Here is a 12402-nt window from a genome sequence, read left to right as displayed (position 1 = left end):
ATTAAATGTTATTTGATTTTGTATAACTATATTGGGCCTTGTCGTCAAGGCGATCCTCGCGTTCCCAAGGCGGCGCGGCGCGCGGCTTTACGCGCAGCATCGGGCGGTAATGCTGGAAATAGGCGAGCATCAGCAGCACGTTTACGCCCAGTTCGGTCGGCCCGGTGAGCAGGCCGCTGAGCCGCGCGGTGATGAAGGTGTTGAGATAGAACACCGTCATGCTCGTCGGCACTTCCAGCACGAGGGCCAGCGGAACGAAACGGTTGCTCAGCAGCATTACGCCGACAATGCCCTCCAACACCTTGACCGCCGGGAAAATGCCGGTCGCGAAGAGCGACGCAAGAAATGGCCCGGCAATCGGATGCATGGGCGCACCGGAGGGTTGCATGTCTGTGAACCAGAAGCGCAGGCACGACCAGAGCAGATGCCCGCCAAAGTAGATGCGCATCACGTCGGTCGCCTGGTCAATCGTCCGCCAGTCGGCATGGCGGCGCGTGTTCGCCCAGGCCACCGCAACACCGGCCACCATCGGCAGGCCGAAGAAGATGAAGGAATCAAAGCTCAGCAGATTGAACGAAAAGCCCGCGATGCAGATCAGTATCGCCGCGACGATCTTTGCCTGGTGCCCCATCGATGCATCCCCTCCAGCGCAGGATCAGGCAGGAGGCACTTCGTCCCCCTCACGCCTTGAGCGCTGATGGTCATGCTAGGGCCTTCCCCCGCATCGTGTCAACATTTTGAATTTAGTTTTGACTAACGATCTCATTTGTTGGGTGGCAGTTGGTCGTCCAGCAGCGGTGCCAGCGGAACCCGCGCATATATCACCTGCCCTGCCGCGCCCGCCGGCCAGCCTGTCCAGGCGGCGTGAAACGCGTCTCTCCCGGCGCCCAGATTGCTGATGAAGTCCCCGCCCGCCGAATAATCCTTTGCCAGCGCGTCCGGCACGCGCGAGGAGGCGGGCGAGACGCGCCGCACCGGCCCGAAGCGCTCACCATCGGTAGACGCCGCGATATAGAGGTCATAGCTGCCGTCGGCATGATAGCCCCGCCAGAGCAGCCCCAGCACGCCTCCGGGCGTATAGGCCAGCGCCGGCCGCGACGACCGCACCACACCTTCAGGCGCGGCCGGGCCATCCAATGTCTGCCAGTGGGCGCCGCCATCCCGCGTGATGCGCACCGCTGGCGTCCACGCCTTGTCGGACGCCAGCGCGAGCGCATATTGCCCAGCATGGGCCGGATGCGCGGCGATCGGCGGATAATGGACCAGCCGGTCGAAATACTCGACCTGTGTGACGAGGTGCCGCTGCACCGTCGCTCCGCCATCCGCGCTGGTGGCGAAGACCACGCACAAGCACTTGACGCCATCGACCGGCACGGCTTCCGCCAGATAGCTGTAGGCAAGCGTACCGTGGGCGACGACATAATGCCCGTCCCAGCGCTGCGGCCAGCCGGGCGCACCAAAGGCGCGGATCGGCCCCCAGCTTTTGCCGCGATCCTTCGAGACGGTGTAGAAGCGCTGCGAGCGCAGCGCCTCGCCCGGCGGGGCCGGATAGCCGCCGGAGAGGATGATTTCCCCGCTCACCGCGTCGATCACGCCGCGCCCCCCGTCCCATGGCACATGCGTCGCTTCGGCCGGGACCGTGGCATTGGCCTCGAACCGCGCCTCTTCCCCCGTCGCGATGCCGCTGGAGATCGGGGACCAATTATGGCCCCAGTCGGTCGAAAGGCGCATGACTACCCGCCCTGACGCATGCTCGCCCTCCGGCGCGTTCTGCGGCAGCACGCCCGCCAGCGTCGCGCCGATCAGCAGCTCGCCCTGCGGACCAATGTCCACATAAGGCGAGTTGCACACGGGCGTGTCGGCCATCGTCCAGACCAGCGGCTGGGTATCGAAGCTGCGCCCACCGTCCTTGGACAGCGAAAGGTGGCACTGCATGCCCCGCTCGCCGGCGGGTTCGCCAGGCCTTGTCATGGCCAGATCCCGCCATATGACCGCGACGCGCTGCGGGTCAGCGGGGTCGACCGCGATCTCCGGCACCGAGGCGGAAAAGGCCGCGCCGCCGGTGCTGAGTTGCTGGACCGTCGGCATCTCCGCCTCCGGTCGTGCCCCCGCAGGATGACAGCCCGCCACCAGTGCCACTGCTCCTAAGCCAGCAAGCGCCCGCACCCCGCCCTTACCCTGCGCCAGACCGACCATATCCACTCTCCCTCGACCAGCAAAAAGACCGATTTGGACGGCCCCTTTACAATCGATTGTATTCATGTGAGTCTAACAATTCCAGATGCCAATTTGCGATGCGGCACAAAAATCAGACTAAATGAGAGGTTTATATGGGAGAATCATTCGCCAAACGCCCGGCGTACAGCCTGTGGTCGCGACTAGTGGCGCTTACGGGCGCATCGGTGGTCGCGCTGGCCTTCCCCGCCGCCGCACCGGCCCAAACGGCTGACAAGGCGGACAGCAATCCAGTGAAGATCGATGCCGACGGCACAGTGCATGTGCCCGCGATGAGCGTACCGGTTTCCAGTTTCCTGACCGATGAAGCCAAGGCCTATCTGGCCGAGCATCTGCACGACATGCAGGACCGTGAATCGAAGACGCTGCCGGAAAATGGCGTCCCCTTCTTCATGAAGCCCTATATGGCCTCGGCCAAGGCGATGTTCCCGCTGGTCCGGCAGGAAACGACCATCGCAGGCGTGCCCGCCATCACCTACACGCCTACGCAAGGGGTCAAGCCGCAGAACCAGAAGCGCGTCTTGCTCAACCTGCATGGCGGCGGCTTCGGCGGCTGCTACCCCGGTTGCGCCGAGTTGGAATCGATGCCGATCGCGTCGCTCGGTGGCTATAAGGTCATCACGATCGATTATCGCCAGGCGCCGCAATATCGCTTCCCGGCTGCCAGCGAGGATGTCGCCAGCGTCTATCGCGAACTGCTCAAGAGCTACAAGCCGGCCGATATCGGCATCTATGGCTGCTCGGCGGGTGGCATGCTGGTCGGCATGGCGATGGCTTGGTTCGATAAGGAGAAACTCCCCATGCCCGGCGCCATCGGCATTTTCTGTGCCGGCATGACGCTGGAGAAAGGCCCCGGCTTCGGCGGTGATGCGCATTATACCACCGCCGCCATCGGGGAGGCGAACCCGCCGGCGGAACCGCCGCCGCCGCTCGGCAAGGGTCTGCCGCCGCTCCAATATCTTGAGAAGGTGGACATCAAGGACCCGCTGGCTGCGCCGGCCAACTCGCTCGAACTGCTGGCCAAGTTCCCGCCGACGCTGTTCATCACTGGCACGCGCGCCTTTGAGCTAAGCTCCGCAGTCTACTCACATGGCCAGATGGTGAAGGCCGGTGCCGATGCCGACCTGCATGTGTGGGACGGCCTGTTCCACGGCTTCTTCTACAATCCGGTCATCCCGGAATCGCAGGATGCCTACAAGGTCATCGTCAACTTCTTTGACAAGAAGCTCGGCAAGTAGCGGGTGGAATGCGGCGCAGCGGTCTCCCCTCTGCGCCGCATATCAGTAGGGGGCCGGCGGGGAGCCAGCCTCCATGCCGGCGCCCACCCAATCGAACCGGTCGTCATGATCCTTGGCGATGGGCACCGGCGCAAAGCTGCTGGCGGCGTTGATGTCCCCCCGGCCCGTATAGCGTGCCTGCACCGGGAACGGATAGGTCGGACGGCGGCGGATCGTGCCATCCGCCAGAATGGCAGCGCCTTCCACCGCACCGGGCGCCGCGCCCCGCTCTACCCAATTGACCATCGGCCCGAGCAGGTCGTGCTGATAGCCGATATAGCCGCCAGCGCAGTGATAGACTCCGGGAAACATGTAGACCCGCATGAACGGATCGGTCCCGGCAAAGCCGCCCATCGCGTTCCGGACGCGCTGATAGTAGTCCGGCAGCAGCCATGATCCCCCGGCATTGTCCGCCTCGCCCTGCCACATGATCAGCTTGCCACCGCGCGCCTTGAATGCGGCGAGATCGGGATTGCTGGCATTATAATAGCCGCCCTTGTCGATCAGGTCGGCCAGGGCCGCCGCATCGGGCTTCCATGTGCGCCAGTCGAAATCCTGATGGGTTTCGCCATTGTAGATCATGAACTTGATCTGGTTCGCCGCCAGTTGATAGCCATCGGCCACGAAGCTGCCCGACCCGGTCCACAGCAATTCGGAGCCGTAAGGCTCGCCGCCAAAGAACAAGGGCCGGCCCTGTGCATCCCTCGGCCCTTCGTAAAGCCGGTTCATCGTCTCGGCCTGTTGCGCCGTCACGCAATCGGTCCGCTGCCCCGGCTTGCAGACGAGGGTGCGCGGATCGAACCGGCAGCGACGGGGATTGTCGATCTGGCCATCCTTGAGGCCATCAAGGCCGTCGCATGCCGCCATCACTGCCCGATGAAGCAATTGGGTGGATTGCGGCGTCAGAATGGGCTGGCCATCCGCGCTCCTGGCCACCTGAGACTCATGAATGATGCGGACGACGCCCGGCGTGATCCACAAAGCGGGCGCGCCCGCGATGATGCCATCGAAATCATCAGGATAGCGCTGCGCTTCCATCATGGCTTCGCGCCCGCCATTGGAGCAGCCCATGAAGTAGGAGTAAGCCGGCTTGCGTCCATAGAAGCGGGCGATGATCTCCTTGGCGACACGCGCCGTCACATGCGCCGCCCGATAAGCGAAATCCGCCCGCAATTGCGGAGCATGAGCCGCCCACAACGTATCGCGCGCGTCCGGCCCGACATGGCCGCTATTATTGAAGCTCACGGCAAATGCGCCGCTGAAGGCCGTCTGATTATCGCAGGAGGGCGACACCGTCTGGTAGATCACGCCGCAGGCCCCGCCACAGCCACCCTGCAGGTAGCGACCGGTGTAGGTTTTTGTCGGCAGATGCAGCTCGAACTGAATCTGCGGTGCGATCATGCCCTTGATCCGGCAGAAGGCCACGCCATTGTCGCGCGTCTCCAGCGTTGCGCTGCTGATCCGCGCCGGCGCGCCCTCGATGGTCAGCAGATCCTCGGCGGGCAAGGCGTCGCAGGCCATGACCGGCATCACCACCGGCCGCTCGGGCAGCGGCGTGAAATGGACCGGCGGCATCGGGGATTTCGCGGGTTGGGACTGAAGCGAGGCGCTGCTGACACAAGCGAGCACCACACCCGCCGCGAGTCGTGCCAGCCCCTTGATCCAACCTGTCCGCATAAGCCCTTCCCTCTCCGATACTTCGCGTTCAGCGCGGTTTTATGGTCTGATCCGCTTCCCCGCTCTCGCCGTGATAATGCCGGTCGATGAGGTCGAGCAGTACCGGCTCGCGCTCGCCGATTGGCGCCGCGCCCTCCGCGCCGAAGCGCAGCGCGACATGGGCCGGCACGCCATGAGCCGGCCATTGCGGCAGACCGGCTCCATTGGGATTGCCGGTGCGCGCGAAGTTCAGCCAGTATCCGCTCAGCAGCCGATGGATCATCTGCTCCTCGGCATCGAGCGCCCGCCCGGCGGGCTGATAATTGCCGAAGATATAGGCCAGCTCCGCGCCATGATGGGCCGTGCGGGGGCGCCCGGCCGGCTGGGGCGGCGCATAATCGAAGACATAGCGATAGACAGGCGCCCGGCCGGTCTTGGTCTGCAGGCCAGACCACATCGCGGCAGTGAAATTCCCCCATTCGACATTGGTCAGACGCCAGCGGGCATCGGTGGGATCGGCCTCCCCATCGGCACCGATCGCGGTGGCGATGGCCGGTGCCAGCGGACCATATTCGGCCTGCAGGCCGGCATTCAACGCCTCCCGGCTGATCTCCGGCGGGCGCCCGAATTCCTGCGTGGTGCCACCAATAATCATCGGCACATCATTCTGCGCCCCGGCCAGATAAATCTCGCGCACGCTGCGGGGCAGCAGCCAGCCATCGACATTGGGCTCATATTTCTGGTCGTCGCGGATCAGCAGCTTGTCCGTGGGCAGCTTGCGCAAGGCGGCGAGGCTGGTCACGCTGCGTTCTGCCATGAACGCTTTGCCCAGGGCCTCGGCCTCCCGCAGCGGCAAGGCCGCGCGCACGCCGAAGGACGAGCCGGATTCGCCGATGGCCTTGGCGAACAGCCCCCTGGCGAGCGGCGAGGCGGTGAGGATGTTCACTGTTTCGGAGCCGGAAGACTGGCCGAACACCGTCACATTCTGCGGATCGCCCCCGAAGGCGGCGATATTCTCCTGCACCCAGCGCAGCGCGGCAACGGCATCGAGAACCCCGTAATTGCCCGAAGCGCCCTGCGGTGATTCCGCGCTCAGCTCCGGCGTGGCGAGGAAGCCGAGCGCGCCCACCCGGTAGCCGAAGCTCACCAGCACCACGCCCTGCTGCGCCAGCGCGCGCCCGTCGAAGATCGGTAGCGCAGTCGATCCACCGCGAAAGCCGCCGCCATAGATCCACACCATCACGGGGCGCTTGGCCTGCGCGCCCATCTGCGGCGTCCAGACATTGAGATAAAGGCAATCCTCGGACGTATCCTTGCGCGCCGGCAGCCCACCGGGGCAGGCTGGCGCAAAGGTCGTCGCCTGCCGGGGTCGGGTCCAGCCCGCCGGCGCTGCAGGCGGCCGCCAGCGCAGCTCGCCGGTCGGCGCGGCTGCATAGGGCACGCCCTTGAACACTAGCACGTCATCATCGCGCGTACCGACAACGGGACCATAGGTCGTCGCGGCGCGCGGTGCCTCTGCCGGGGCCCCCTGCGCCTGAGCTGAAGCGGGCGCTGCCACGAGCGTAGCTGCCATCGTCAGGGCTGCCAGCAAGCGGCCTCTCCCGGCGATCTTCCTCATGCAATCAACCATTGGCGCGGCCCCCGCTCGCGCAATCATGGGTGGCGAAGAAGTCGAGCGTCTGCGGCAGATAGCGCACCCAGGCATCGCCATGCGTGCCCTCGGGGATCAGTTCCATACGCGCGTCGATGCCGGCAGCTTTCAGGCGCTCCGTCAGCGTCTGCGTGTCGGATGCGTTCGCGCGATCATCCTTGCCCCCATGCACCAGCAGCACGCTGGAAATGGGCTTCAACTGCTCGACCGGATAATCCGGCCAGGGCGGCCCGCCGCTCGCCGAGATGGCGCACCAAAGCTGCGGATCGGTCTGCGCGAAATGCAGCACGCCGGTCATGCCCATGGAATTGCCCATCAGATACACGCGGCGCGGATCAATATTATAATCCGCCATGGTCTTGGCCAGCACGTTGCGCACATCCGCCTCAGCCAGCGCGGATTGCTGCTCTGGCGTCATCGTCGCTTTCTTCCCCATGTCGGGCAGCGCCGAGGGGAGCGGGAGATTGGCGCCATAATCGGCCATGCCATTATAGCCATTGGGCGAGACCACCACGAAGCCATGCTTTTCCGCCTCCCGCTGAAGCGCACCCCCGGCATCGTCAAAGGGGCCATCAGCCGTGCTGCCATAGCCATGCAGGATGAGCACCATCGGCCAGTGCCGGTCTGCGCGCCAGTTTGATGGCAGAAAGACCCGGTACGCGATCTCCTCACCCTTGGCCTGCGGCATGGCGTAAGTGAGCTTGAGGTCGCCCGTCTGTACCGGGCTCGCACTCGCCGCGGCCGAATTGTTCTGCGTGTCTGGCGCAGCCCCGTTGCACCCGGCCAGCAGCAGGCCCAGAGCCCCGAGCGCGAAAAGCGCCTTGCCCCCGGAAAACCGCGCAGCTAGCTTGGCGTCAGGCCTGTGAAATCGGGGCATCATCGCTCTCCTCAATCCTCATCTTGCAATCCATTGCGAATCATCTTTATTCATGATCGTATAACAAAGCGAGATCGGCACCAGCGTTCTTCTGGATAAATTGACCGACCGCTGACCGGACAGGAGACGCCCTATGCCCAATCGCTCGATTTCGCTCTGGGCCTTCACGGCGGCGCTGGCCGGCCTGCTGTTCGGTTTCGACACCGCAGTGATTTCAGGCGCGGAAATGGCCATTCAGCGCACATGGTCGATGGGCAGCGCGATGCACGGGCTCGCCATATCCTCTGCCTTGTGGGGGACGGTGGTCGGCGCCCTGTTCGGCGCGATCCCCAGCGATCGCTATGGCCGCAAACCGACACTGATCTGGATCGGCATCCTCTATCTGGTCTCCGCCATCGGATCGGCGCTGGCGTGGGACCCGTGGTCGTTCATGGCCTTCCGCATCATCGGCGGCCTCGCCATCGGCGCTTCCTCGATCGCCGCGCCCGCTTATATCTCGGAGATTGCCCCGCCGGCCTGGCGCGGCCGGCTCGGTATCCTGTTCCAGACCATGATCGTGCTGGGCATTCTCATCGCCTATGTCTCCAATGCCCTCATCAGCGGCATGGATGCGGCCGATTGGCGGATCATGCTCGCCATCCCGGCCATCCCCGCTGCGCTCTTCCTCCTCGCCACCGTCGTGCTGCCGGAGAGCCCGCGCTGGCTGCTGCTGCACAAGGGCAATGAAGCCGAGGCGCGGCGCGTGCTGACCATGGCCGGCGGCGATATCGAGGCGATCCGCGCCACAGCCGACCCCGCTGGCGAAAGCCGGATGACGCTGCGCCGCTTCTTCGACGGGCATCTGCGCCGCCCGATCATGCTCGCCTTCCTGGTCGCCTTCTTCAACCAGCTCTCCGGCATCAACGCGATCATCTATTATGCACCCCGCATCTTCGGCCTGACCGGCGCGGAGGCGAGCGCCACGCTATACGCCACGGTAGGCGTCGGCGTAGTAAATCTGGTCTTCACGCTCGTCGGCATGGCGTTGATCGACAGTGCCGGGCGCCGGAAGCTGATGCTGATCGGCTCGGTCGGCTACATCGTCTCGCTGGCCATGGTCGCTTATGGCTTTGCGAGCGCGCATTATACGCTGGTGCCGGTCTTCATCTTCCTGTTCATCGCCGCCCATGCCATCGGCCAGGGCGCGATCATCTGGGTCTACATCTCGGAAATCTTCCCGAACAATGCCCGCGCCACGGGTCAGGCGCTCGGCACCGGCACGCATTGGGTGCTCGCCGCCGCCCTCACCCTCATCATGCCCGCCGTGCTCGCCAGCGTCGCGCCGGTATGGATCTTCGGCTTCTTCGCCTTCATGATGGTGCTGCAGTTGCTCTTCACCCTGTTCATGATGGTCGAGACGCGCGGCCGCTCGCTGGAGGAGCTATCGGCGGATCTGGCGAGCGAGCCCGCCCGGCCCTGACCGCCGGGCTACTTCCCGATCAGGCCGACAAACAGGTAGAAATTATAGGCCTGCAGCGCGATGGCGAACCAGCCGAACGCATAGAAGGCGATCCGCAGCCAGCGCCGGCTCTTGGACCGGACCTCGCGGGGCGATGTGGTCTGCACGGTCATAGCCCGGCCTCCTTCGGTGTCGCTTTCCAGGCAAGCATGGGACGATAATAATCGAGGTAGCACCAGATCAGCCACAGATGGATCAGCAGCACGCACAGGCCGCCGATGATCATGTCGCCGATGGCGGCGAGCACCTGCGCATTGGTCACCGTGCCCTTTATCCAGCCCCAGATATCATCGAGGATCAGGGCATCGAGCATGAAGGTGCCGAAAATCACCGGGAAGGCGACCACCAGCATCAGCGGGACGCCCCGGTTGAAAACCAGCGACAGGCCCAGCAGGATTTCGACCACCTTGGCCATCTGGAACATCCAGCCGGTCCGGATCATCTCGGTGATGACCACATGTTTCATCGGTGCATCGAGCGGCATGTATATGCTCGGTAGCGGCATGAACCCAAAGAACCAGTTGAGACCGCTCAGCAGGCTGAAGATGCCGAGCAGCATCCGGGCAGAAACCACCATTGGCTTGAACATACTGTCTTCTCCCGCTCCGCGACCCCACCCGAATTGCGCCGATTCGAGTTGACAGCGCCCTTGTAACGCGCATGAATTGCTAGGCAATCATGTATTAGGATTTCTCATGACGCCGCAGACTCTGGGCCGGATGACGATCAGTCGTGTCATGGAAATGGAGTCGGCCATGCCGCTCGCGATGATCTTTCCGCAGGTGACGGCGGATGATCTCGCCGGCCTTGCCCAATGGTATCGCGATGACAGCCTGACCGGCGACCCGGCGACCTCCCTCGTCACGCTCAGCATGCACAGCTTCGTCGTCCAGCTCGATGGCCAGAACATCCTGATCGATAGCTGCAATGGCAATTGCAAGGCGCGTAGCGTGCCCGACATCCACATGCTCGACACGCCCTATCTCGAGAATCTGGCGAAGCTCGGCCTGCGCCCGCAGGATATTCACATGGTGCTCTGCACCCATCTCCACATGGATCATGTCGGCTGGAACACCCGGCTGGAGAATGGCCGCTGGGTGCCGACCTTCCCCAATGCGCGCTACATCTTCGGCAAGCGCGATTATGATCATTGGTCCACCCAGCAGGATATATCGCCGCATCGCGAAGCCTATGAGGATTCGGTCCTGCCGGTGGTGGAAGCCGGGCTGGCCGATATCGTCGATACCGACGATCCGCGCGCGGCGTTCAAGGAGATTGGCGATGGCGTGTGGCTGGAGCCCGCCTATGGCCACTCGCCGGGCAGTTGCCTTGTCCACGCGCAGGGCGGCGGCGCGGCGGCGACATTCTGGGGCGATGTGATCCACCACCCTGTCCAGCTCCTGCGGCCCGACCTGCCGCTGATGTTCGATGACGATGGCGATGCCGCCGCGCAGGTGCGCCAGTCGCTGCTCGCAGGGTTGGCGGATACCGATACATTATGCTGCCCCGCGCATTTCAGGGGCAACTCCGTCGGTCATGTTCGCAGTGATGGCGACGCCTATCGCTACGATTTCGTCGGCTGATCCGCCTGCCCCGCCTAGGCAGCCGGCGGTTTCATCGCGGCAATCCGGAACCGCCGGACCGAGACCAGGTCCAGCACGCCCGCCGCGACATAGGGATCAGCCTGCGCCGCCGCCTGCGCCGCGTCGAGATCGGCAGCCTCAATGATGACGACGCTGCCGATGGGGCGGTCATCCTCGTCCAGCAAGGGGCCGGTCAGCGGCATGGCTGGCCCGAACCCCTTGCGATAGGCGATATGCTCGGGCCGCTTGGCCTCGCGAAGCTTGGCAGCGCCAACCTCGCGATACTCGACCAGAAAATGCGCCATCAAGCTGCTGCGCCCACCGGCTGGAGATCATCGCCGAGCGGCTGGATATCCTGCCACTTCTGCGTCGGCTCGAAGTTGAACGTCTCGGCCGTGATCTGGCCCCAATCGAACTGCCCCTGATCAGCCTCGGGCATCTCGCCGGTCTCTGCCAGCCGCCGCGCCGCCTTCAGCATCATGCGCCGGAATGCCACGACAGCCATGTCCGAGCGCCCGAGATGCTCTTTCGAGCGGTCGGCGATCTTGCCCATCGTCTCACTGACCGCGTGATCCTGCAACGCCACGCCTATGATGCCGGACATGTTCTGGTTGCGCATCATCTCGCGATCCTGATTGTACCAGACCGACATGCCGTTGGTCTTGAAGAACTGTTCGTCATGCGGCGTGTTCGCCTCACCCATGCGGTGTTCGCGGTCGATGGTCTGGCCGGGATCGTAGAAGAACTGGATGTGCCAGGTCGTGTAGTCGTCACGCGGCACGAAGGCATTGACCAGCCGGCGATTGCGACGGAATTCCGGCGCCTTGGGGCCATCGGGCGGAATGAAGGTGTAGAAGGGCAGCGGCACCTGCGTCATGCGGCCCTGCTTCTGCTCGCCATCGTTGCGGACGGCGCAATAGCGCATGCCGTAGCGGGTATATTCGATCTCGAGCTTGGGCCGCAGATCCTTCTCGTGCGGCCATTTCGCCGGCTGATCCCAGGCGCTGTCGCGGTGCAGGATGCCCGCATGCGAGCTGTCGACCGCGCCTTCCAGCGCTTGCGCGTAGTTGCACTCATAGATGACCTTGAAGGCCTCGCAGCTGCCCGGCGGCATATCGAACCAGGGGAAGTGCGGGAAGACCGGCTCCTTCTCCTTCGGCCCCATATAGGTCCACACCATGCCGCCCGCGACGCGCGTGGGATAGGCCTTGACCCGCATTGCCTTGGCCAGCTTGGAATTTTCCGGCTCGGCCGGCGTATCGACGCACTGGCCGGTCACATCGAACTTCCAGCCATGGAACAGGCAGCGCAGGCCGCACTCACCGTTCACGCCCAGCGCCAGCGAGCTGCCGCGATGCGGGCAATGCTCATCCAGCAGGCCGATCCGCCCCTCGCTATCCATGAAGGCGACCAGCTCTTCGCCGAGCAGCTTGATGCGCACCGGCTTGCCGTCTGCCTGCAACTCCTGAGTCAGCAGGGCCGGCATCCAGAAGCGGCGCATCAACTCGCCCATCGGCGTGCCGGGACCGATCCTGCAAAGCAGCTCGTTATCTTCGTGAGAGAGCATTTGACGCACCTGACATTGTTAGACAATAAGATATAAATATCGTGGCTCGCCCGAAAAG

At 64.1% G+C, this 12402-nt stretch carries 12 protein-coding genes; 3 read left to right on the top strand and 9 right to left on the bottom strand.

The genetic code is table 11. The features are described from left to right. Nucleotide 1: 1 nt before the first annotated feature. Together M2339_RS03525 and M2339_RS03520 are read right to left on the bottom strand one after the other, a co-directional pair. Nucleotides 2-631: a hypothetical protein gene (locus M2339_RS03525; RefSeq protein WP_264587487.1), complete on the bottom strand. Its 630-nt coding sequence runs from the start codon at nucleotides 629-631 to the stop codon at nucleotides 2-4. 131 nt (nucleotides 632-762) lie between these two features. Next, on the bottom strand, nucleotides 763-2196 hold the full coding sequence (locus tag M2339_RS03520) for a sialidase family protein (RefSeq protein WP_264606155.1): 1434 nt from the start codon (nucleotides 2194-2196) through the stop codon (nucleotides 763-765). Nucleotides 2197-2330: 134 nt separating this feature from the next. On the opposite strand from M2339_RS03520, the gene M2339_RS03515 reads away from it, so the two are divergent. Then, nucleotides 2331-3473: an alpha/beta hydrolase gene (locus tag M2339_RS03515; RefSeq protein WP_264587489.1), complete on the top strand. Its 1143-nt coding sequence runs from the start codon at nucleotides 2331-2333 to the stop codon at nucleotides 3471-3473. A gap of 42 nt (nucleotides 3474-3515) precedes the next feature. Here M2339_RS03515 and M2339_RS03510 read toward each other — a convergent pair whose 3' ends face one another. From M2339_RS03510 to M2339_RS03500, 3 genes are read right to left on the bottom strand one after another with little or no spacing between them, the layout of a single operon-like run. Then, entirely contained in the window at nucleotides 3516-5189 is a 1674-nt protein-coding gene (locus tag M2339_RS03510; RefSeq protein WP_264587490.1) for a tannase/feruloyl esterase family alpha/beta hydrolase, read from the bottom strand. 28 nt (nucleotides 5190-5217) lie between these two features. Then, entirely contained in the window at nucleotides 5218-6741 is a 1524-nt protein-coding gene (locus M2339_RS03505) for a carboxylesterase/lipase family protein (RefSeq protein WP_264606154.1), read from the bottom strand. Between the two features lie 49 nt (nucleotides 6742-6790). Then, nucleotides 6791-7696, bottom strand: coding sequence for a dienelactone hydrolase family protein (locus tag M2339_RS03500; protein WP_264587492.1), 906 nt, complete (start codon nucleotides 7694-7696; stop codon nucleotides 6791-6793). Between the two features lie 133 nt (nucleotides 7697-7829). Here M2339_RS03500 and M2339_RS03495 point away from each other — a divergent pair, with 133 nt between their 5' ends. After that, nucleotides 7830-9155, top strand: a complete 1326-nt coding sequence (locus tag M2339_RS03495) for a sugar porter family MFS transporter (protein ID WP_264587493.1) — start codon at nucleotides 7830-7832, stop codon at nucleotides 9153-9155. A gap of 8 nt (nucleotides 9156-9163) precedes the next feature. On the opposite strand, the gene M2339_RS03490 is transcribed toward M2339_RS03495, so the two are convergent. Continuing rightward, nucleotides 9164-9307: a hypothetical protein gene (locus M2339_RS03490; protein WP_264575467.1), complete on the bottom strand. Its 144-nt coding sequence runs from the start codon at nucleotides 9305-9307 to the stop codon at nucleotides 9164-9166. Next, a complete protein-coding gene (locus tag M2339_RS03485; RefSeq protein WP_264575466.1) occupies nucleotides 9304-9783 on the bottom strand; it encodes a hypothetical protein in 480 nt (159 codons plus the stop codon). The genes M2339_RS03490 and M2339_RS03485 overlap by 4 nt, the downstream gene beginning before the upstream one ends. A 106-nt stretch (nucleotides 9784-9889) precedes the next feature. On the opposite strand from M2339_RS03485, the gene M2339_RS03480 reads away from it, so the two are divergent. After that, a complete protein-coding gene (locus M2339_RS03480) occupies nucleotides 9890-10777 on the top strand; it encodes an MBL fold metallo-hydrolase (protein WP_264587494.1) in 888 nt (295 codons plus the stop codon). A 14-nt stretch (nucleotides 10778-10791) separates the two neighbouring features. Here the strand turns inward: M2339_RS03480 and M2339_RS03475 are convergent, their stop codons facing one another. After that, complete coding sequence (locus tag M2339_RS03475) at nucleotides 10792-11082, bottom strand: YciI family protein (protein ID WP_264587495.1); 291 nt, start codon at nucleotides 11080-11082, stop codon at nucleotides 10792-10794. Further along, nucleotides 11082-12344 (bottom strand): aromatic ring-hydroxylating dioxygenase subunit alpha, encoded by a 1263-nt coding sequence (locus tag M2339_RS03470; RefSeq protein ID WP_264587496.1) that lies wholly within the window; start codon nucleotides 12342-12344, stop codon nucleotides 11082-11084. The genes M2339_RS03475 and M2339_RS03470 overlap by 1 nt, the downstream gene beginning before the upstream one ends. Between the last annotated feature and the right edge of the window lie 58 nt (nucleotides 12345-12402).

It is taken from the genome of Sphingobium sp. B2D3C, assembly GCF_025961835.1.
Taxonomy (GTDB): Bacteria; Pseudomonadota; Alphaproteobacteria; order Sphingomonadales; family Sphingomonadaceae; genus Sphingobium.
The sequence above is the reverse complement of the archived record's forward strand: the minus strand, read 5'-3'. Positions and strand labels throughout refer to the sequence as shown.